Origin of the sequence: Microbacterium sp. ARD32 (assembly GCF_031844385.1) — a bacterium.
In the GTDB taxonomy this organism is placed as follows: Bacteria; Actinomycetota; Actinomycetes; order Actinomycetales; family Microbacteriaceae; genus Microbacterium.
Map to the genome: position 1 here is coordinate 35,502 of NZ_JAUZVD010000001.1, position 21,018 is coordinate 56,519.

Genomic DNA, 21,018 nt, shown 5'->3' on the forward strand with positions numbered 1-21,018 from the left:
GACCCCGATCCCGCATACGGATCGGGGGCCGACACGCCAGATGTCGGACTGATACGCGGGAAACGGCCTGCATCTGGCGTGTCGGCCCCCGGAATGCATCGCCCGGATGCCGCCGAGCGGCGCTCCGGCGTGGGCACCGCGGCAGCCGTGTGGACGCTCTCCGGACTGCTGATCGTGCTGGTCCTGGCATCCGCGTGGCACCTGACTCAGGGCACCAGCGGCGCGGTCTTCGCGAACTCCGACATCCTGTTCGGCTCGCGCCTGCCGCGGCTGGCCGCCGGCGTCGCCGTGGGGCTCGCGCTGGGCGTCGCCGGCCTGCTCATGCAGTCGCTGGCCCGCAACCCGCTGGCCTCGCCCGACACGCTGGGCGTGACCGCCGGCGCGTACTTCGCGATCACCGCGGTGACCGCGTTCGGGCTCAGCATCCCGTTCTGGGCATCGGGGGTCGTCGCGGTGATCGGCGGGCTGCTCGCCGCCGGTCTCGTGCTGGGCCTGGCCGGCGGGGCCGCGTCCTCGACGACGCGACTCGTGCTGGCCGGCTCCGCGCTGGCGCTGGCGCTGCAGGCCGGCACCTCCACGCTGCTGATCCTCTTCGACGAGGAGACCAAGGGCCTGTTCGCCTGGGGCAGCGGCAGCCTCTCGCAGCTGGGCATCGAGTCGTTCCTGCGCGCGGCGCCGGTCATCCTGGTCGGCATCGCGCTCGCCCTCGCCCTCACTCGCCGCCTCGACGTGCTCGCCCTCGGCGATGACACCGCTTCGTCGCTGGGCGTGCCGATCCGCTCGACTCGCGTGTTCGGCATCCTGCTGTCGGTGGTGCTCACCGCCGCCGCCGTGACGCTCGCCGGCCCGATCGGCTTCGTCGGGCTGTGCGCGCCGGTGCTCGCCCGCCTGCTGTCGCGTCTGGTCCCCGCACTGGGCAGGCACGCGCTGCTGTTCCCGGCGACCGCGCTGATCGGCGCGATCGTGGTGATCGGGGCGGATGCCGTGCTGCGTGCGATCATCGGCGCGGAAGGCGCCATCGCGGTGCCCACCGGTGTCGCCACCACGCTCCTCGGAGCGGTCGTGCTCATCGTGATGGCGCGCCGGCTGCGCGACGCCGGACCGACCCGGCGCCCTCCCAGCATCCGCTTCGGCGTGCGCAGCACCCTCCGCTTCCGCATCGTCGTGATCGTCGGTGTCGCCGCGCTCGCCGCGGTGATCCTGATCGGGATGCTCGTGGGCGCCACCCCGCTGCTCACCGGCGACATCCTGCTCTGGCTGCAGCACCAGGCGCCCCCGCTGGTCTCGTTCGCCCTCGACGAGCGCGCCCCGCGCGTGGTCGCCGCCGTCGTCGCCGGTGCCTCGCTGGGACTGGCCGGCACGATCACCCAGGCGGTCAGCCGCAACCCGCTCGCCGAGCCCGGCCTGCTGGGCATCACCGGCGGTGCCGGTCTCGGGGCGGTGCTCGTGGTCACCAGCGCCGCGGCATCCACCTTCGGGATGCTCGTCGCCGCCATCGTCGGGGCGCTCCTGGCGTTCGCGCTCGTCTACGCCCTCGCCTGGCGCGGCGGGCTCAGCGCCGACCGGCTCGTGCTGATCGGCATCGGCGTCTGGTACGGCACGACCGCGCTCACCACGTTCGTGCTGCTGCGCTCGAACCCGTGGGACACTCCGAAGATCTACACCTGGCTGTCGGGAACGACCTACGGCCGCATCTGGGAGCAGGTCGTCCCGCTCGCGATCGTGCTGGCCATCGCACTGCCGTTCGTGCTCGCGCAGCGCCGCGACCTCGACATCCTCGCGATGGACGAGGACACCCCGCGCCTGGTCGGCATCCGCCTCGAGCGCACTCGCCTCGCGCTGCTCGTCGCCGCGGCCCTGCTCGCCGCCCTGAGCGTCACGGCGATCGGCGTGGTCGGATTCGTCGGGCTGGTCGCCCCGCACGCGGCGCGCGCGCTGGTCGGCGCCAGGCACACCCGGGTGATCCCGGTGGCGGTGCTGCTCGGAGCGGTGCTGGTCGGGGTGGCGGATGCCATCGGGCGCACAGTCCTCGCCCCCGCTCAGCTGCCGGCGGGCCTGGTGGTCGCGCTGATCGGCGCTCCGTACTTCGTGTGGCTGCTCTGGCGCTCGCGCGACGCGTAGTGTCCGCCGCGCCGACGGCCACGTGGGATGCCCAGCCGATTCCGAACCCGCGCGCGTAACGTCGAGAGCATGACAACGGTCCCCGTCGATGATGCCGCGATCGCCGAGGCGAGGCAGCTCCGCGACAACTTCCAGCGGTTCCTGCGGGAGTACGAGTTCGGCATGCGCGAGGTGGAGACCAAGATCTCGATCCTGCGGGACGAGTTCACGCACATGCACGCGTACAACCCGATCGAGCACGTGAAGAGCAGGCTGAAATCACCGGACAGCATCGTCGAGAAGGTCGCCCGGCGGGGTGTCGAGGCCGACTTCGACAGCATCCGCGCCGAGATCACCGACATCGCCGGTGTGCGCATCACCTGCAGCTTCGTCAGCGACGTCTACCGTCTGTTCAACCTGTTCACGACGCAGGACGACGTGACGGTGCGGATCGTGAAGGACTACATCGCCAACCCGAAGCCGAACGGCTACCGCAGCCTGCATGCGATCGTCGAGGTGCCGGTGTTCCTCTCCACCGGCCCCGTCGCCGTGCCCGTCGAGGTGCAGTTCCGCACCATCGCCATGGACTTCTGGGCCAGCCTCGAGCACAAGATCCACTACAAGTTCGACGGGCGCGTGCCCGCTCATCTCGTGCAGAGCCTGACGGATGCCGCGGATGCCGCGGAGGAGCTCGATCAGCGCATGGAGCGTCTGCACCGCGAGGCGCACGAGATCAACCACCGCGCCATCGAGGTCTGATCACTTTCGATAGGACTCCAGCGCCGGTCCCGGATGCAGCACGCCGTTGACGATCGCGGTGATCGCGAACTCGCTCGCCTCGCCCAGCTCGACCACCTCGGGATGCAGCAGCCACTGCAGCTGGAGGCCGTCCATCACGGCGAGAATCGCGGCGGCGCCGTGGGCGATCGCGCCGGAGTCGGTGACACCCTCGGCGGCGCACAGCTCCTCGAACGCTTCGGTGACCTCGCGCCGCAGGGTCGTGTAGCGGTCCTCGAAGTACTCCCGACCGGGATGCCCTTCGGTGACCGACTCCGAGGAGAGCACCGTGTACGCCTGCACGATCCCCGGGCGATGCGCGTTGACGTAGGCGGTGCGGATCAGGTGCAGGAACAGCTCGAGGCCGCCGGGGATGTGCTGCTCGGCGAGCTCGGCGACGTCGGCCTGGTCGCGGTAGGCGAGCACTTCCAGCAACAGCTTCTGCTTGGATCCGAAGTGGTGCAGCACCCCGGCGTGGGTGAGCCCCACCTGCTCGGCGACGTCGGCGAGCGTGCCGTTCGTGGACCCCTTGCTGCCGAAGATCTCGACCGCAGCCTTCAGGATCTCGATGCGCTTGTGCTGCGCCGCACGGGTGCGGGGCGTCTCCTTGGCCACGATGTCCTCCTCGGGAAGTGTAACGGTCTGATAATGCCCGCTTGCAAGCTTACTGACCAGTAGGTAATCTGCTCAGAGTTCACTTTCTCACGAGTAAGCGAACGTAACATCCGAGCGAAGCCGCTCACGTCCCCCTGACACGAAGACCAGTGCCCTAGGAGAAGCAATGAAGCTCAGATCAGTACTCGCGTTCACCGCGATCGCAGCCCTCGGTGTCGGCGCGCTGGCCGGGTGCGCCCCGGCATCCGACGACAAGCCGGACGCCGGAGCCCCCGGCGCCGCCCTCACCATCGCCAAGCCCGACGGCGCCATCACGACCGAGTCGCACAACCCGTTCCTCGGCGACTCGTCGGCATCGAAGTACGGCTACGCCAAGGTCATCTTCGAGCCCCTCGCCCTCGTCAACCCGACCGGCGATCTGGGCACCACCCCGTGGCTGGCCGAATCGGTGGAGTGGAACGACGACTACACCGAGCTCACCGTCGTGCCCCGCAGCGGCGTGAAGTGGAGCGACGGCGAGGACTTCACGGCCGACGACATCGTCTTCACCTTCGACCAGTTCAAGAACGGCAAGCTCAGCGACACCTCCGGTCTGAAGTACGAGGGCGCCACGGTCGACGGCGACAAGGTCACCCTGAAGTTCGCTGACTCGAAGTACACCGCCCAGGCGCGCGTGCTGCACACCCCGATCGTCCCGAAGCACATCTGGGAGGGCATCGAGGACCCGAACACCGACCCGCTCACCGGCGAGGGCCTCGCCGTGGGCACCGGACCCTACGTGCTCGACAACTGGTCGACCGAGTCGGTCACCCTCACGGCGAACGAGAACTACTGGGGCGGCGACCTGTCCGTGCCCGAGCTGCACTACGTCTCGTACGGCGACAACGCCGCCCTCACTACGGCCCTGGTCTCGGGCGAGGCCGACTGGGCGCAGGCGTTCATCCCGCAGATCCAGGACAGCTACCTGGCCGCCGACGAGCACAACCAGTTCCTCGTCTCGCCGACCGCGGGCGCGGGCACGCTGTTCATGAACCTGCAGACCAAGCCGTTCAACGACCTGGCCCTGCGCCAGGCGCTGGCCTGGACCATCGACCGCAGCGCCTACGTCGACATCGCCCGCGAGGGCGCGAGCGACGAGGTCTGGAACGTCACGGGCCTGGGCGAGCTGCTCTCGGACGAGATCATCCCCGAGTACAAGGACGAGAACTACAAGGTCGACGTCGACAAGGCCAAGCAGATCCTCACCGACGCCGGCTACACCTGGAAGGACGAGAAGCTCGTCGACCCCGATGGCGAGGCCGTCTCGTTCTCGATCTCGGTTCCCGCCGGCTGGAGCGACTGGAACACCGAGCAGGCGCTGATCGCCGAGGAGCTGAACGAGCAGCTCGGCATCGAGGTCAAGGTCGACCAGCCCGACTGGGGCGGCTGGGACGCCGCACGCCAGGAGGGCACGTTCCAGGCGATCATCCACTGGCTCGAGGACACCGGCAACGCGTACGGCCTGTACACCTCGACGATGGACCCGAAGTGGATCGTCGACGGCAAGGCCCAGTACAACTTCGGCCGCTTCGACGACCCCGCCGTCACCGAGGCGCTGCACACCTACGCCAACGCCTCGACGGACGACGACCGCCAGGCGGCCGTCGCCGTGATGCAGAAGGCGTTCGCCGAGAACGTGCCCGCCATCCCGCTGGGCGCCCACCCGCTGCTGGGCGAGTTCAACACCCGCAACTACGTGGGCTGGCCGTCGGAGGACGACCAGTACGCCTCGGGTGACCCGACGCAGCCGGGTATCGTGCAGATCCTGACGAAGCTGAAGCCGGCGAACTGATGACAGGGTGGTGCTCTGCGAGGCGTCCCGCGCAGAGCACCACCACCCCTGCCCTCGGCATCCGTCCCGGCCTGAAAGCGAAACCATGCCAGAACCCCTGCTGACCGAACCGCAGCTGACCGACCCGCTGCTGTCCGTGCGCGACTTCTCGGTCGTCTACGACGTCGACCCGCCGGTGGCGGCCGTCAAGAACGTCACCCTCGAGCTGCAGCGCGGCGAGATCCTCGGCCTCGCCGGCGAGAGCGGATGCGGCAAGACCACGCTCGCGTACGGCGTGCAGCGCCTGCTCAAGGCGCCGGCGGTCATCACCGGCGGCAGCGTCGAGTTCCACGACGCGTCCGGCGAGACCATCGACATCAACGCGCTGGACGCCGAGAAGATGCGGCGATTCCGCTGGGACAAGATCTCGATGGTGTTCCAGGGCGCGATGAACGCCCTGAACCCGGTGGCCACGATCGGCTCGCAGCTCGCCGACGTCTTCGAGGTGCACCGTCCCGAGATGACGCGCAGGCAGCGCCGTGCCGAGGTCGAGGAGCTGCTGGAGATCGTGAAGGTGGGGCGCGACCGCATCCGCTCCTTCCCGCACGAGCTCTCCGGCGGCATGCGCCAGCGCGTGATGATCGCGATGGCACTGGCGCTGCGCCCCCAGCTGATGGTGATGGACGAGCCGACCACCGCGCTCGACGTGCTCGTGCAGCGTGAGATCCTGCGCCAGATCTCGCAGCTGCGTCACGAGTTCGGCTTCTCGGTGATCTTCATCACCCACGACCTGCCGCTGCTGCTGGAGATCAGCGACCGCATCGCCATCATGCGCGAGGGCGAGATCGTCGAGCTGCAGACCGCGGAGGGCATCTGGAACGACCCGCAGCACGAGTACACCCGGCGACTCCTGGAGTCCTTCCCCCGCCTCACCGGCGAGAGAGGAGTGGTGGTGCGATGAGCATCCTCGAATTCGATCGCGTCAGCAAGATCTACAACGTCCGCGGCGCCGGCCGCATGAAGGCCCTGGACGACGTCTCGTTCACCCTCGAGTCCGGGCGCACGGTCGGCCTGGTCGGCCAGTCGGGCAGCGGCAAGTCGACCATCGCGAAGATCCTCACGCAGCTCGAGACGCCCACCAGCGGCGAGATCCGCCTCGACGGCGCTCCCATCCCGCGGCGCGGCCGCGGCCTGCGCGACTACCGTCAGCAGCTGCGCATGGTGTTCCAGGACCCGTTCGCCTCGCTGAACCCGTACCACTCCATCCGGTACCACCTCGAGCGCCCGCTGCGGCTGGACGACGTCGTGCCGAAGAAGGAGACCGAGCGCGAGGTGCGCCGGCTGCTGGAGCGGGTGCGGCTGATCCCGGATGCCGTGATCGACCGCCGCCCGCACGAGCTGTCCGGCGGGCAGCGCCAGCGCGTCGCGATCGCCCGCGCCCTGGCATCCCGCCCGCGCCTGCTCGTCGCCGACGAGCCGGTCTCGATGCTCGACGTCTCCATACGCCTCGGCGTGCTGAACTTGCTCGCCGACCTGCAGCGCGAAGAGGGCCTCGGCGTGCTCTACATCACCCACGACCTGGCCACCGCCCGGCACTTCAGCGACGAGATCATCGTGCTCAACCAGGGCCGCATCGTCGAGCAGGGCCCGGCCGACGACGTCATCCTGAACCCGCAGAACCCGTACACGCGCGAGCTCAGGGCGGCATCCCCCGATCCCGAGACCTGGTTCCTGAGCAAGGAGCGAAGCGACACGTCGAAGGATGCGACCACGGCAGGAGGCTCCCGATGACCGCCGTCGAACCGCAGCTCGCCGACACCGACGCCGTGCGCGCCGACGCCCTCGAGGTCGGCACCACGGCGACCACCGCGCAGGGACGCTCGCGGGTGCCGTGGCGCTTCCTGATCAACCGCGCCGTGTTCTACCTGTTCACGCTGTGGGCGGCGATCACGATCAACTTCTTCCTGCCCCGCATGATGAAGGGCGACGCGGTCGACCAGTACCTGGCGCGCAACCGCAACGTCTCTCCGGAGGCGGCCGACGCGCTGCGCGCGCTGCTCGGACTCGACACCGACAAGACGCTGATCCAGCAGTACTTCGACTACTGGGGTCTCATGCTGCGCGGCGACCTGGGCATCTCGCTGCTGCACGGCATGCGCCCGGTCACCGAGGTGATCGGCCAGGCGCTGCCGTGGACGGTCGGTCTGGTCGGCTTCGCGACGATCGTCTCGTTCGCGATCGGCACCATCGGCGGCGCGTTCGTGGGATGGCGCCGCGGCAGCCGTCTCGACGCGCTCGTGCCCGTGACCACGTTCCTCAGCACGATCCCGTACTTCTGGCTGGGGCTGCTGGCCATCGCGGCCTTCTCGGTCAACCTCAAGTGGTTCCCGATCGGCAAGGCGTACGGCGTGGGCGTGCGGCCGGAATGGACCCTCGAGTTCATCGGGCAGGTGATCCATCACGGCACGCTGCCGGCGCTGACGATCGTGATCGCCTCGCTCGGCGGGTGGACGCTGGGCATGCGCAACATGATGCTCACCGTGCTCGACGAGGACTACATCATGGTCGCGCAGGCCAAGGGGATGCCGAACCGGCGCGTGCTGTGGGGCTACGCCGCCCGCAACGCGGTGCTGCCGCAGATCCAGAGCTTCGCGCTGTCGATCGGCTTCATCGTCGGCGGCACGATCGTGATGGAGATGGTCTTCAGCTACCCGGGCGTCGGAAAGCTGCTGCTGGACGCCACCAACGCCAAGGACTACGCGCTGATGCAGGGCGTGTTCCTCGTGATCACCCTGTCGGTGCTGATCGCGAACCTGCTTGCCGACCTCGTCTACGCGTTCCTCGACCCGCGCACCCGTCAGACGGAGGCCTGAGCCATGACCACTCCCGCTGAGAACTCCACTCTCGCCGTGCGCACCGCCGCGCAGCTCGACGAGCCGCGCCAGGCGTCGTTCTGGACCCGGATCGTGTCGGCCTTCGCGATGTTCCGCAACGGCAAGTCGATCGTGGGGCTCGCGATCCTCGGCTTCTTCGTGCTCATCGCGCTCTTCGCCGACGTGATCGCCCCGTATCCGCCCACCAAGGTCGACAACACCGCGCGCTTCCAGGCGCCGTCGGCCGCCCACTGGCTGGGGACCACCCACATCGGCGAGGACGTGCTGAGCCAGGTGATCCACGGCACCCGCGGCATCATCGTGGTCGGCTTCCTGGCCGCGATCATCGCCACCGTCATCGCCATCACCGTCGGCGTGGTCGCCGGCTACGTGACGGGCTGGCGCAGCGAGTCGCTTTCGGCGCTGACGAACGTGTTCCTGGTGATCCCGGGACTGCCGCTGATCATCATCGTCGCCTCGATGTTCGAGGACCCGCCGCTGTGGCTGGTGGCCGCCGTGCTGGGGATCACCGGGTGGGCCTGGGGAGGGCGCGTGCTGCGCGCGCAGACCATGTCGCTGCGCAACCGCGACTTCATCCAGGCGGCCCGTGCCAACGGCGAGCCGCTGCGCCGCATCATCACGGTCGAGATGCTGCCGAACCTGATGGCGCTGATCGCCGCGAGCTTCGTCGGCACGGTGACGGCGGCCATCCTCACCCTCACGACCCTGTCGTACATCGGCGTCATCCCGGTGACCACCTACAACTGGGGAACCATCCTGAACTGGGCCTCGGCGCAGGGCGCCTTCCGGCAGAACCAGTGGTGGTGGTATCTGCCGCCGGGCCTCTGCATCGCCTTCATCGGCGTCGCGCTCGCGCTGATCAACTTCGGCATCGACGAGTACGTCAACCCGCGGCTGCGGTCGGCCGGAGAGCGCGCCCGCGCGATGAAGAAGAAGGGGCTCGACGTGAACGATGCCGTCACCGTGGTGCGACCCGACCTGGCATCCGTCGTGCGCGCCGCGAGCGCGCCGCAGCCGCACGAGAACGACCTGAAGGAACCAGCACGTTGAGCATTCCCGCCTCCCTGACCCGCGCGCCCTACCAGGACGCGTCCCTCCCCATCCCCGATCGCGTCGCCGACCTGCTCTCGCGCATGACCGTGCCCGAGAAGATCGGGCAGATGCTGCAGCTCGACGCCCGTGACGATCTCGCCGACCACGTGCTCCGCCGCAACGTCGGCTCCATCCTGCACACGTCGCCGGAGCGCATCCTGCAGGCGAACGAGCTCACCGCGCGGACCCGGCTGCGGATCCCGCTGCTGGTGGGCGAGGACTGCATCCACGGGCACTCGTTCTGGCCGGGTGCGACCATCTACCCGACGCAGCTCGGCATGGCGGCATCGTGGGATGCGGAGCTGGTCGAGCGGGTGGCGCGCGCCACCGCCGTCGAGGTGGCGGCCACCGGCATCCACTGGACCTTCTCGCCGGTGCTGTGCATCGCCCGCGACCTGCGCTGGGGCCGGGTGAATGAGACGTTCGGCGAGGACCCGCACCTGATCGGCGAGCTCGCCTCTGCGATGGTGCGGGGGTACCAGGGCTCCGGACTCACCGACCGCACCGCGATCCTCGCCACGGCGAAGCACTTCGCCGGCTACTCCGAGACGCAGGGCGGGCGGGATGCCAGCGAGGCCGACATCTCGCGCCGCAAGCTGCGCTCGTGGTTCCTGCCGCCGTTCGAGCGGGTCGCGCGCGAAGGCTGCCGCACGTTCATGCTCGGCTACCAGAGCACCGACGGCGTGCCGATCACCGTCAACGACTGGCTGCTCAGCGACGTGCTGCGCGACGAGTGGGGCTACACCGGCACCCTGATCACCGACTGGGACAACGTCGGCCGGATGGTGTGGGAGCAGCACGTGCAGCCCGACTTCGCGCACGCCGCGGCAGCGGCCGTGAAGGCCGGCAACGACATGGTCATGACCACGCCTCAGTTCTTCGAGGGGGCGCTGGAGGCCGTGGAGCGCGGGATGCTGGCATCCGGCGACTTCGACCCGGCCGTGAGCCGCATCCTCACTCTCAAGTTCGAGCTCGGGCTGTTCGAGGACCCGCGCCTGCCGGACGCAGGACTGTCGGGGGTCGTGGGGCAGGCCGCGCACGCCGAGCTGAACCTCGAGGTGGCGCGGCGCTCGCTCGTGCTGCTGGAGAACGACGGCACGCTTCCCCTCTCGTCTGCGCCTGGTGCTGCTCGCCGGATCGCCGTGGTCGGACCGCTGGCGGACGATGCACAGGAGCAGCTCGGCGACTGGGCCGGCGGATCCGGTCAGGCGGGCTGGCTCGACGGGCAGCCGCGCGAGATGATCACCACCGTGCTGGACGGCATGCGCGAGATCGCCCCGTTCGAGATCGTGCACGCGCGCGGCGCCGACATCCTCACACTCGAGCCCGACCCCGCCGGCGCCACCTGGCCCGACGGCCAGCCGCGCCCGCCGGTGGTGCGGCCGGTGCCCGCCGACGAGGCGCAGATCGCCGAAGCGGTCGCCGCGGCCCGGGATGCGGATGCCGTCGTCGCCGTCGTCGGCGACGCGCGCGGGCTGTACGGCGAGGGCCGCTCCACCGCGACGCTCGAGCTGATCGGCGGCCAGATCGCGCTGCTGGATGCCCTGATCGAGACCGGTACGCCGGTGATCGTCGTGCTGATGGCATCCAAGCCGCTGGTGCTGCCGGCATCCGTCCGGCGCGCCGCCGCCGTGATCTGGGCGGCCAGCCCTGGCATGCGGGGCGGGCGAGCGATCGCCGAGCTCATCACCGGCGCCATCGAGCCGTCCGGCCGGCTGCCGATCTCGTTCGCCCGCCACGCCGGCCAGCAGCCGACGTACTACAACCAGATCCGCGGTCAGCACGGCGACCGCTACGCCGACCTCACCCAGTCGCCCGCGTGGGCGTTCGGGCAGGGGCTGTCGTACACCAGTGTCGACTACTCGCAGCTGACGCTGGAGTCGACGTCGCTGGGCGCGGACGGCGTCATCTCGGCATCCGTCACCCTGACGAACACGGGCGAACGCCCGGCCGTCGAGACGGTGCAGGTGTACGTGCGCGACGAGGTCACCTCGGTCAGCTGGGCCGTGCGCGAGCTGAAGACGTACCGGCAGGTGGCCGTGCAGCCCGGCGAATCCGTTCAGGTGCGCGTGGAGCTGCCCGTGAGCGAGTGCACGATCGTGGACGCGCGCGGGAACCGGGTCGTCGAGCCGGGGGCGTTCACGCTGCTGGTCGGGCCGTCCTCGCGCGAGGAGGATCTGCTGGCCGCGGAGTTCACGGTGACGTGACGCCGACCCGCCGTCGCGCGGTGGTGCCGCGCACGATGAGCTCATAGGGCAGGTCGCCGCCGGGTGCGGCATCCGTGCCTTCCAGCTGGGCGAGGATCGCGCGGGCGGCGCGCTCGCCCTGCCCCAGCGGGAACTGGTCGACCGTGGTCAGCTGGAAGAACTCGCCGAGCTCGTGCCCGTCGATGCCGACGATCGAGAGATCCTGCGGCACCCGGAAGCCGAGGTCGCGCGCGGCGAGGATCGCGCCGATCGCCATCTCATCGGATGCGGCGAAGATCGCGGTCGGGCGCGGCCCGGGTCTGCCCAGCAGCTGCTTGGCCGCGCGGAAGCCGCCGTCGACGGTGAAGTCGGCCGGCTCCAGGAAGGCCGGGTTCGGTGCGATACCGGCATCCGCCAGCGCCTGCTCGAAGCCGAGCCGGCGCTGGGTCGGGATGTGGAAGTCCATGTCGAACTCGGGGCTCGCGCCGATGTGCGCGATGTCGTGATGGCCGAGCGCGAGCAGGTGCTCGGTGGCCAGACGCGCGACGGCCGTGTCGTCCACGGTGAGGGTGCGCAGGCGCGGGTTGGGCCCGCCGATGGCGATCACCGGCAGGCCCAGGTCCAGCAGCTGCCCGGTCTCGTCCGCGTCGAGCTCGATCGAGACCGCGACGACGGCATCCACCCGCTGACGGCGCAGGAACGTCGAGAAGACCTCGTGCCGCACCGCCGCGTCGGCGGTGATGTTGTAGAGGGTGATGTCGTAGCCGGCGCGCATGAGCGCGCTCGTCGCACCGGAGAGCACCGTGCTGAAGAACCAGCGGTCCAGGTACGGCACGATCACCCCGACGTTGCGGGTGCGACCGGATGCCAGGCTCGACGCCCGCGACGACACGACGTAGCCGAGGCTCTCTGCCGCGCTGTGCACGCGCTCGCGGGATGCCGGCGACACGTGCCCGCGCCCGCTGAGCGCCCGCGACACGGTCGCCGTCGAGACGCCCGCGAGCCTGGCGACTTCGTCGATGCTCACCATGTCGGGCGTCAGGGGCGGGTGAACCAGGCGGCGGTGTTCGGGGGAAGGGCGGTGCCGGCGAACGGCTCGGACCGGACCACGAACGTCACATCGTCGCCCAGCTCGATCGGCTTCTCGCCCAGGTTCGCCACCACGTGCAGGTCGCCGCGATGGAAGGCCACGGCGTCGGCATCCACGTCATCCCACACCAGCGAACCGGTGCCCAGCGAGCGCGTGCGACGCTCGGCCAGCAGCGTCTTGTACAGGTTCAGCGTCGAGGTCTCGTCGCCCTCCTCGGCATCGCGGGCGAACGTCGCCCAGTCGGCCGGCTGCGGCAGCCAGGACGCGCCCGTGTCGTTGAAGCCGAACGCCTTCCCCTCGGAAGTCCACGGCAGCGGCACGCGGCAGCCGTCACGGCCGTAGCGCTCGCCGTTCGTGCGGAACCAGGTCGGGTCCTGACGGAACTCGTCGGGGATCTCCATCGCCTCGGGAAGGCCCAGCTCCTCGCCCTGGTAGACATACGCCGAGCCGGGCAGCGCGAGCATCACGGTGGTCGCGGCGCGGCCGCGGGAGAGACCGATCACGGGATCGGGCTTGCCCTTCGACTTCGGCCCGATGCCCTCGCCCTGCGGGCTGTCGGCGGTCAGCGCCAGGCGCGAGGCGTGCCGGATCACGTCGTGGTTCGACAGCACCCACGTGCTCGGTGCGCCGACGGCGCCGAATGCGTCGAGGGATTCGCGGATGACGTTGCGCAGCGCCTCGGCATCCCATGGCGTCATCAGATAGGGGAAATTGAAGGTCTGATGCATCTCGTCCGGACGCACCCAGAGCGCGGTCTTCTCCAGCGTCGGCAACCAGGCCTCGCCGCACAGGGCGCGGTCGCCGTCGTACTCGGCGAGCACCTTGTGCCAGTCGCGGTAGATGTCGTGCACGCCGTCCTGACCCCAGTACGGCACATTCGACTCGCCGCCGCCCATCGAGTCGGCGTCCGCCACCGGGGCGTAATCGGGGAGCCCTGCCTCCTTGACCATGCCGTGCGCCACGTCGACGCGGAAGCCGTCGACGCCGCGGTCGAGCCAGAAGCGCAGGATGCTGCGGAACTCCTCCTTGACCTCTTCGTTGGTCCAGTCGAAGTCGGGCTGGCTCGCGTCGAAGATGTGCAGGTACCACTGGCCGGGCGTTCCATCGGCCTCGGTGACGCGCTCCCACATGCCGCCGCCGAACACGCTCTCCCAGTTGTTCGGGGGCAGTTCACCGTGCTCGCCTCGGCCGTCGCGGAACACGTAGCGCGCGCGCTCGCGGCTGCCGGGGGCGGCCTTGAGCGCCTGCTGGAACCAGATGTGCTGATCGCTGGAGTGGTTCGGCACGAGATCGACGATCACGCGGATGCCGCGGGTGTGCGCCGCGTTCAGCATCTCGTCGAAGTCGGCGAGCGTGCCGAACAGCGGGTCGACATCGCGATAGTCGGCGACGTCGTAGCCTGCGTCCTTCTGCGGGCTGGTCATGAACGGGCTCAGCCAGATCGCGTCCACGCCCAGGCTCTTCAGGTCGTCGAGCCGGCTGGTGATGCCGGGCAGGTCGCCGATGCCGTCGCCGGACGCGTCCGCGAACGAGCGCGGGTAGATCTGATAGATGACGGCGGTGCGCCACCATTCGGAGCCGGGGGATGCGATCTGCTCGAGCTGTGCCATGCCAACAGGCTAGTGCAAGCGTTTACAGTTGCGGTAGTGCGCGGATCGAATCGGTTCGATCCGTTCCGCACCGCTTTCGAATCGCGCAAGTTGCTGTATCCCGGGCGGAAATGCAGCAACTTGCGCGATTCGAACGAAGGTGGTCACCCGGGGATCACGACGTTCAGGGGCGGCTCGCCCGCCAGCATCCGCTCGATCTGGGTGCGGATCAGCTTCGCCATGCGCGGGTTCATCGCGGTGGACGCGCCGCCGCCGTGCGGGGTGATGAGCAGGTTCGGTGCCGACCAGAGCGGATGGCCGGCGGGCAGCGGCTCGGGCTCGAAGACGTCGGATGCTGCGCGGATGCGCCCCTCGGTCAATGCCCTCACGAGGGCGTCGGTGTCGACGAGCGGTCCGCGCCCGACGTTGACGAGCAGCGCGTTCGGCGCCATGTGCGCGATCAGCTCGGCGTCGAACAGGTGGCGCGTCTCGGGGGTGTCCGGCAGGCTGAGCCCCACGATCTCGGCATCCGCGAGCAGCGCCGGCAGCTCGTCGATGCCGTGCACGGCCACCTCTCCCACGCCGTCGACCCGCTCGGTGCGCGCGCTGCTCGCGATTGCGGTCAGCTGCACCTCGAACGGTGCCAGGCGCTGCGCGATCGCCTTGCCGACCCCACCGAATCCGACCAGCAGCACCCTCCGGTCGGCGAGGCTCTCGGCGAAGACCGGTGCCCACTCGCCGCGGCGCTGCGCGTCGGCGAAGCGCGGGAACTGCCGTTGCGCCGCGATCATCAGCCCCACCGCCAGCTCGGCCGTGGAGGCCTCGTGCACGCTGGCCGCGTTCGCGTACGGCATCCCGGGCGGCAGCAGCTCATCGACGCCGTCGTAGCCGATCGACTGGCTCTGCACGAGGCCCACGCTGAGCCCGCGCAGCGCGTCGAGCGAGCCGGTCGCTCCCATGTACGGCGGCACGACGATGTCGATCCTCTGGGCCGGCGCCGGCGAGTCCATGTCCCAGACGCGCAGGTCGACACCCTTCGGCACCTCTCCGATGTTCGCGGCGAGACGGTCGTTGGGCACGGTGACGAGCAGGGGCATGCTTCGACGATAGCGCCGTGCAGGCCTCGACGCGGGCGGCGGGCGAACGCGTCGGACCGCGAAGGATGCCGGCCCCCGATGCTATATCGCGAATCCGTACCCCGCCGACGGGGACGGCCGAGTAGCCTGGGCGCATCAGAGCGAGGAGGCTCCCATGGCGGTTCCGGAGATCAACTACTGGGCCGTGCTGGTCGCGACCGTATTCAGCATGATCGTCGGCGCGGTCTGGTACGCGCGCGGCGTGATGGGCGCCCGCTGGGCGGGCCTGGCGAACGTCGACCTGGACCGGCCCGCGCGCGGTCCGCTGTGGCCGCTGATCACGACGGTGATCGTCACCTTCATCACCGCCTGGGTGCTGGCCGGTGCCTCGTCGATCGCGTGGCACTTCTACGAGGGCTCCTACTTCTGGGCGGCCGTCGTCACGGCGGTCACGCTGTGGGCCGGGTTCACCGCGGCCCGCCTGATCACCCACGACGCGTTCGAGGGCCGCTCGACGAAGCTGACCACGCTCAACATCGCGCACGAGCTCATCACCGTGCTGGTGATGGCCGTCGTCATCGGCGTCTGGCCGCCCGCCGGCCTCTGACAGCGCACGTCGCTCGGGAACACTTGCACGGCCTGGGAACACCTGCACGGCCGATCGCATGGTCTGGTCGTGCAGGTGTGCCCGGATCGTGCATCCGTTCCCGCCAGCGGATGCCTGCCAGCGGATGCCCCGGACTGCGGTGCTACGCGGCGACGGCCGCCACCGCGGCGATGGCGCTCGTGAAGAATCCCAGGCCGTCGACGCCGGAGCGCATGGCATCCGCGGTGTCGGGACCGAAGCCGGGCTCGGTGGCGTGCTCGGGGTGCGGCATCAGACCGACCACGTTGCCGCGCTCGTTCGTGAGGCCGGCGATGTCGCGCAGCGACCCGTTCGGGTTCACTCCCGCGTAGCGGAACGCCACCAGGCCCTCGCTCTCGAGCCGGTCGAGAGTGTCGTCCGCGGCGATGTAGCCGCCCTCGCCGTTCTTGAGCGGGATGACGATCTCCTGTCCCGGCGTGAAGGCGCTGGTCCAGGCGGTGGAGGCGTTCTCGACGGTGAGCCGCTGGTCGCGGCGCACGAAGTGCTGGTGATCGTTGCGGATCAGCCCGCCGGGCAGCAGGTGCGCTTCGACGAGCATCTGGAAGCCGTTGCAGATCCCGAGCACCGGCATGCCGGATGCCGCGGCGTCCTTGACCTCGGCCATGATCGGCGACAGCGCGGCGATCGCGCCGGAGCGCAGGTAGTCCCCGTAGCTGAATCCGCCCGGCAGCACCAGCGCGTCGACGCCCTCGAGGTCGTGCGAGCCGTGCCAGAGCGCCACCGGCTCGGCACCGGCGATGCGGACGGCGCGCTGCGCGTCGCGATCGTCGAGCGAACCGGGGAAGGTGATGACCCCGATGCGTACGGTCACTGCGACACCTCGGCGCCGGCGACCGAGACGCCCACGACGTCCTCGATCACCGAATTGGAGAGCACGTCCTCGGCCACCCGGCGGGCCTCGGCGAGCACGGCGTCGGTGACCTCCCCGTCGACGGTGAGCTCGAAGCGCTTTCCGATGCGGACCTGGCTGAAGCCCTCGACACCCAGGCGGGTGAAGGCGCCGGAGACGGCCTTCCCCTGCGGGTCGAGCAGCTCGGCCTTGGGCATGACGTCGACGACGATGGTGGGCATAGCCACGATTCTAGGCGAAGAGCGGGCGCCGAGAGGATCCTGCGACGCTCCGCCTCAGGCGGAGCGGAAGACGGTGTGCAGGTCGCCGATCACGTCGCGGCCGCCGAGGCCGTCGATCTCGAAGAGCACGCTGATGCCCGCGAGCGAGTAGCCCAGGCTCCGGATCACCTGACGACCGGCATCGAGCGTGCCGCCGGTGGCGAGCACGTCGTCGATCAGCAGCACGCGGGTGCCGGCGGGCAGGTCGTCGTGCATCTCGATCGTGGCGGTGCCGTACTCCAGGTCGTAGTCGACGGATGCCGCGGGCCGGGGCAGCTTGCCGGCCTTGCGGATCGGCACGAAGCCGACGCCGGCCGTGATCGCGGCGGCCCCCGCCAGGATGAATCCGCGCGCCTCGACGCCGGCGACCACGTCGAAGGCGCCCGCGAACGGCGCCACGAGCGCCTCGGTGGTGACGCGCAGCGCTTCGGCATCCGCCAGCAGCGGGGTGATGTCGCGGAACAGGATGCCGGGCTCGGGATGATCCGGGATGCTGCGGATCAGCGATTCTGCGCGGACGAGAGCGGGGGACTGATCGCGGGAGGGCACCGCACAAGGCTACTCGGTGCGTGGATCACGCCGGGGACTTGACAGCGATGGGAGCGCTCCCATACGCTGACCGGAATCGTGTGGGAGCGCTCCCACACGAGACCTGAGCACACACCTGCAACACCACCGCACAAAGGAGTGAACTGTGAACACACCCACCCGCCGACGGATGCTCGCCGCAGCAGCCGCGGCATCCATCTCCGCACTCGCGCTGGCCGGCTGCTCCGCCGGCCCGACCGAAGCCGACAACGACTCCGGCTCGGACGAGGACGTCACGCTGACCATCACCACGTTCGGCACCTTCGGCTACGACGCCCTGTACAAGGAGTACATGGATCTGCACCCGAACGTGAAGATCGAGGCGACCAACATCGACACCGGCGGCAACGCCCGCACCGACGCCTTCACCAAGATCGGCGCCGGCGGCGGCCTCAGCGACATCGTCGCCATCGAGGAGGGCTGGCTGGGCGCGGTGATGGAGGTCTCCGACGTCTTCACCGATCTGCGCGACTACGGCATCGAGGACCGCAAGGGCGATTGGCTCGACTGGAAGTACAACCAGGCCACCGACCCCGACGGCCGCGTGATCGGCTACGGCACCGACGTGGGACCGAGCGGCATCTGCTACAACGGCGCCGCGTTCGAGGCCGCGGGGCTGCCCAGCGACCGCGAGTCGGTCGCCGAGCTGCTCGAGGGCGACTGGGCGCACTACTTCGAGGTCGGCGCCGACTACACCGCCAAGACCGGCAAGGCCTGGTACGACCACTCGGGCTTCGTGTGGAACTCGATGGTCAACCAGCTCGACGAGGGCTACTACACCGCTGACGGCGAGCTCAACGTCGACGGCAACGCCGAGCTGAAGGAGCGCTTCGAGCTGCTCGGCGCTGCCACCGAGGGCGGGCAGTCGGCCGCCCAGTCGGCATGGGACTGGAACGGCGGCAAGTCGTTCGTCGACGGCACGTTCGCGACCTTCGTCTGCCCCGGCTGGATGCTGGGCGTGGTGCAGGGGCAGATCGAGGCCGGGGGCGGCGACGCCTCCACCGGCTGGGACTTCGCCGACGTGTTCCCGGGAGGTGCGACCAACTGGGGTGGCGCGTGGCTCTCGATCCCGGAGAGCTCGGAGCACAAGAAGGCCGCGGCGGAGCTCGCCGACTGGCTGACGCAGCCCGAGCAGCAGGTGAAGCAGTCCGCCGAGGCGGGCAACTTCCCCTCCACCATCAAGGCGCAGGAGAAGCTGGCAGCCGACGCGACCCCGAACGAGTTCTTCAACGGCGCACCCACCGGCGCCATCCTCGCCGAGCGCGCGAAGGGCGTCGTCGCGCAGTTCAAGGGGCCGGATGACTCCGTCATCCAGGAGAACGTCTTCGGACCCGCACTCAGCTCGCTCGACCGCGGCGAGACCGACACGGCCGGGGCCTGGGAGCAGGCGCTGAAGCTGCTGGGCGAGCTGGTCGACTGACGCAGACCCGCGCCTGAGCACGCGAACGGGGTCTCCGGGCCGACCACCCGGGGGCCCCGTCCGCATGCCGACGCACGACTCGAGGAAGAGATCATGACCCTCACCGCACCGCGCGCGACGCGCCGTGACCCGGAGCGCAGTGGACGGGATGCCGCGGCATCCCGCCCCCGCCGCCACCGGCTGTCGCGGTTCGACCAGAACGCCTCGCCGTACTTCTACATCTCGCCGTTCTTCCTGCTGTTCGGCCTCGTCGGGCTCTTCCCTCTGCTGTACACGGTGTGGGTGGCCGTCCACGACTGGGATCTGCTGAAGGGCCAGGGCGACTTCATCGGAGTCGGCAACTTCGTGGAGATCCTCGGCGACGGGATGTTCTGGAACTCCATCCGCAACACGATCAGCATCTTCCTGCTCTCGGCGGTGCCGCAGCTGGCCGCCGCCCTGCTCATCGCCTATCTGCTCGACCGGGGACTGCGCGCACCGACCTTCTGGCGGATGAGCGTGCTCATCCCGTTCGTCGTGACCCCGGTGGCCGTGGCGATCATCTTCTCCAGCGCCTTCAACGAAGCCGACGGCCTGGTCAACAACCTGCTCAACCTCGTCGGCATCGCCGACCAGGAGTGGAAGCACGACACGCTGCTGTCGCACCTCGCGATCGCCGTCATGGTGAACTTCCGCTGGACCGGCTACAACGCCCTCATCCTGCTCGCCGCCATGCAGGCGGTGCCGCGCGACCTGTACGAGTCGGCGGCACTGGACGGCGCGGGCGCCGGGCGCCGGTTCTTCTCGATCACGATCCCCACGATCCGGCCGACGCTCATCTTCGTCGTCATCACCGCGACCATCGGCGGCCTGCAGATCTTCGCTGAGCCACGGCTGTTCGACGTCTCCACCGCAGGCGGCGTCGGCGGCTCCGACCGCCAGTTCCAGACGACCGTGCTGTTCCTGTGGGAGCTGGCGTTCTTCCGACGCAACCTGGGCGAGGCATCCGCCGTCGCCATCCTGCTGTTCGTGCTCATCGTCGGCATCGGCGTGATCAACTTCCTCATCTCCCGGCGCATCGCCACCGGCGACGGTCCGTCCGCCGGCCGAGCAGCCCGACGCAGAGCCCGCAAGAACCAGGAGGTCAGCCGATGAGCGCCACGCAGGCACTCAGCGTTCCCGAGCGCATCCGCCGCCGGCGCGGCGCCACCGCCGGTGCAGCGGGCATCGGCAGCCGCCCCGGATTCCTCACCTACGGACTCCTCGCGGCCTTCATCATCGGCAGCGTCTATCCGCTGTGGTGGTCGCTCGTCGTCGCCAGCGGCACCAACGCCACGCGCGGCGAGACCCTGCCCCTGATCCCGGGCGGGAACTTCCTGAGCAACGCCGCCAAGGTCTTCGAGGCGATCCCGTTCTGGCTGGCGCTGGGCAACTCCGTGCTCATCTCCTCGGTGATCACGCTGTCGGTCGTGACGTTCTCCACGCTCGCCGGCTACGCCTTCGCGAAGCTGCGCTTCAAGGGCCGCGACGGACTGATGGTGTTCGTCATCGCGACGATGGCGATCCCGACGCAGCTGGGCATCATCCCGCTGTTCATGGTCATGCGCGAGCTCGGCTGGACCGGCACCGTCGGGGCCGTCATCGTGCCCACGCTGGTGACCGCGTTCGGGGTGTTCTTCATGCGCCAGTACCTGGTGGACGTCATCCCCGACGAGCTCATCGAAGCCGCCAGGGTGGACGGCGCGAACCAGTTCCGCACCTTCCTCACGGTGGGCATTCCCGCGGCGCGCCCGGCCATGGCGATCCTCGGACTGTTCACTTTCATGACAGCATGGACTGACTACCTGTGGCCTCTCATCGTGCTGCCACCGCAGAACCCCACTCTGCAGACGGCACTGAGCCAGCTGCAGTCCGGATACTACGTCGACTACTCGATCGTGCTCACCGGTGCCCTGCTGGCGACGCTGCCCCTGCTCATCCTCTTCGTGGTGGCGGGCAGGCAGCTGGTCAGCGGCATCATGGCGGGCGCGGTGAAAGGATGAGCTC

General features: G+C 69.6%; 19 protein-coding genes. 12 read left to right on the forward strand and 7 right to left on the reverse strand.

The annotated features are described in order from the left end of the window. Positions 1-93 precede the first annotated feature (93 nt). Together Q9R19_RS00170 and Q9R19_RS00175 are read left to right on the forward strand one after the other, a co-directional pair. Positions 94-2,121, forward strand: a complete 2,028-nt coding sequence (locus tag Q9R19_RS00170) for an iron ABC transporter permease (RefSeq protein WP_311255827.1) — start codon at positions 94-96, stop codon at positions 2,119-2,121. Between the two features lie 69 nt (positions 2,122-2,190). Then, complete coding sequence (locus tag Q9R19_RS00175; RefSeq protein ID WP_311254338.1) at positions 2,191-2,859, forward strand: GTP pyrophosphokinase family protein; 669 nt, start codon at positions 2,191-2,193, stop codon at positions 2,857-2,859. Here Q9R19_RS00175 and Q9R19_RS00180 read toward each other — a convergent pair whose 3' ends face one another. Then, the gene (locus Q9R19_RS00180) at positions 2,860-3,492 is read right to left on the reverse strand and encodes a TetR/AcrR family transcriptional regulator (protein WP_311254339.1); all 633 of its coding nucleotides are present in this window, start codon (positions 3,490-3,492) and stop codon (positions 2,860-2,862) included. Positions 3,493-3,658: 166 nt separating this feature from the next. Here Q9R19_RS00180 and Q9R19_RS00185 point away from each other — a divergent pair, with 166 nt between their 5' ends. The 6 genes from Q9R19_RS00185 to Q9R19_RS00210 all read left to right on the forward strand — a co-directional run bounded on the left by Q9R19_RS00185 (position 3,659) and on the right by Q9R19_RS00210 (position 11,495). Next, on the forward strand, positions 3,659-5,323 hold the full coding sequence (locus tag Q9R19_RS00185) for an ABC transporter substrate-binding protein (RefSeq protein ID WP_311254340.1): 1,665 nt from the start codon (positions 3,659-3,661) through the stop codon (positions 5,321-5,323). A gap of 115 nt (positions 5,324-5,438) precedes the next feature. Further along, complete coding sequence (locus Q9R19_RS00190) at positions 5,439-6,263, forward strand: ABC transporter ATP-binding protein (RefSeq protein WP_311255828.1); 825 nt, start codon at positions 5,439-5,441, stop codon at positions 6,261-6,263. Continuing rightward, the gene (locus Q9R19_RS00195) at positions 6,260-7,093 is read left to right on the forward strand and encodes an ATP-binding cassette domain-containing protein (protein ID WP_311254341.1); all 834 of its coding nucleotides are present in this window, start codon (positions 6,260-6,262) and stop codon (positions 7,091-7,093) included. The genes Q9R19_RS00190 and Q9R19_RS00195 overlap by 4 nt, the downstream gene beginning before the upstream one ends. After that, positions 7,090-8,175: an ABC transporter permease gene (locus tag Q9R19_RS00200; RefSeq protein ID WP_311254342.1), complete on the forward strand. Its 1,086-nt coding sequence runs from the start codon at positions 7,090-7,092 to the stop codon at positions 8,173-8,175. Before Q9R19_RS00195 ends, Q9R19_RS00200 begins: the two co-directional genes overlap by 4 nt. 3 nt (positions 8,176-8,178) lie before the next feature. Continuing rightward, the gene (locus Q9R19_RS00205) at positions 8,179-9,246 is read left to right on the forward strand and encodes an ABC transporter permease (protein WP_311254343.1); all 1,068 of its coding nucleotides are present in this window, start codon (positions 8,179-8,181) and stop codon (positions 9,244-9,246) included. Further along, positions 9,243-11,495 carry a glycoside hydrolase family 3 N-terminal domain-containing protein gene (locus Q9R19_RS00210; RefSeq protein ID WP_396653433.1) on the forward strand — a complete coding sequence of 751 codons (2,253 nt, stop codon included), beginning with the start codon at positions 9,243-9,245 and terminating at the stop codon, positions 11,493-11,495. The genes Q9R19_RS00205 and Q9R19_RS00210 overlap by 4 nt, the downstream gene beginning before the upstream one ends. On the opposite strand, the gene Q9R19_RS00215 is transcribed toward Q9R19_RS00210, so the two are convergent. From Q9R19_RS00215 to Q9R19_RS00225, 3 genes are all read right to left on the reverse strand, one after another. Beyond that, positions 11,482-12,504: a LacI family DNA-binding transcriptional regulator gene (locus Q9R19_RS00215; protein ID WP_311254344.1), complete on the reverse strand. Its 1,023-nt coding sequence runs from the start codon at positions 12,502-12,504 to the stop codon at positions 11,482-11,484. The genes Q9R19_RS00210 and Q9R19_RS00215 overlap by 14 nt on opposite strands. 8 nt (positions 12,505-12,512) lie before the next feature. Further along, complete coding sequence (locus Q9R19_RS00220) at positions 12,513-14,174, reverse strand: alpha-amylase family glycosyl hydrolase (RefSeq protein ID WP_311254345.1); 1,662 nt, start codon at positions 14,172-14,174, stop codon at positions 12,513-12,515. Between the two features lie 143 nt (positions 14,175-14,317). Further along, positions 14,318-15,250: a 2-hydroxyacid dehydrogenase gene (locus Q9R19_RS00225; protein WP_311254346.1), complete on the reverse strand. Its 933-nt coding sequence runs from the start codon at positions 15,248-15,250 to the stop codon at positions 14,318-14,320. A 154-nt stretch (positions 15,251-15,404) separates the two neighbouring features. On the opposite strand from Q9R19_RS00225, the gene Q9R19_RS00230 reads away from it, so the two are divergent. Beyond that, positions 15,405-15,836 carry a DUF1761 domain-containing protein gene (locus tag Q9R19_RS00230; RefSeq protein ID WP_311254347.1) on the forward strand — a complete coding sequence of 144 codons (432 nt, stop codon included), beginning with the start codon at positions 15,405-15,407 and terminating at the stop codon, positions 15,834-15,836. A gap of 142 nt (positions 15,837-15,978) precedes the next feature. On the opposite strand, the gene purQ is transcribed toward Q9R19_RS00230, so the two are convergent. The 3 genes from purQ to Q9R19_RS00245 are packed head-to-tail and all read right to left on the reverse strand — an operon-like array spanning position 15,979 to position 17,534. Continuing rightward, the gene (gene purQ, locus Q9R19_RS00235; RefSeq protein WP_311254348.1) at positions 15,979-16,686 is read right to left on the reverse strand and encodes a phosphoribosylformylglycinamidine synthase subunit PurQ; all 708 of its coding nucleotides are present in this window, start codon (positions 16,684-16,686) and stop codon (positions 15,979-15,981) included. Next, a complete protein-coding gene (gene purS / locus Q9R19_RS00240) occupies positions 16,683-16,946 on the reverse strand; it encodes a phosphoribosylformylglycinamidine synthase subunit PurS (RefSeq protein WP_311254349.1) in 264 nt (87 codons plus the stop codon). Before purS ends, purQ begins: the two co-directional genes overlap by 4 nt. 54 nt (positions 16,947-17,000) lie before the next feature. Next, positions 17,001-17,534, reverse strand: coding sequence for an adenine phosphoribosyltransferase (locus tag Q9R19_RS00245; RefSeq protein WP_311254350.1), 534 nt, complete (start codon positions 17,532-17,534; stop codon positions 17,001-17,003). A 145-nt stretch (positions 17,535-17,679) separates the two neighbouring features. On the opposite strand from Q9R19_RS00245, the gene Q9R19_RS00250 reads away from it, so the two are divergent. The 3 genes from Q9R19_RS00250 to Q9R19_RS00260 all read left to right on the forward strand — a co-directional run bounded on the left by Q9R19_RS00250 (position 17,680) and on the right by Q9R19_RS00260 (position 21,014). Further along, positions 17,680-18,993, forward strand: a complete 1,314-nt coding sequence (locus Q9R19_RS00250; RefSeq protein WP_311254351.1) for an ABC transporter substrate-binding protein — start codon at positions 17,680-17,682, stop codon at positions 18,991-18,993. Between the two features lie 93 nt (positions 18,994-19,086). Then, positions 19,087-20,127 carry a sugar ABC transporter permease gene (locus Q9R19_RS00255; protein ID WP_311254352.1) on the forward strand — a complete coding sequence of 347 codons (1,041 nt, stop codon included), beginning with the start codon at positions 19,087-19,089 and terminating at the stop codon, positions 20,125-20,127. Next, on the forward strand, positions 20,124-21,014 hold the full coding sequence (locus Q9R19_RS00260; protein ID WP_311254353.1) for a carbohydrate ABC transporter permease: 891 nt from the start codon (positions 20,124-20,126) through the stop codon (positions 21,012-21,014). Before Q9R19_RS00255 ends, Q9R19_RS00260 begins: the two co-directional genes overlap by 4 nt. Positions 21,015-21,018: the final 4 nt, after the last annotated feature.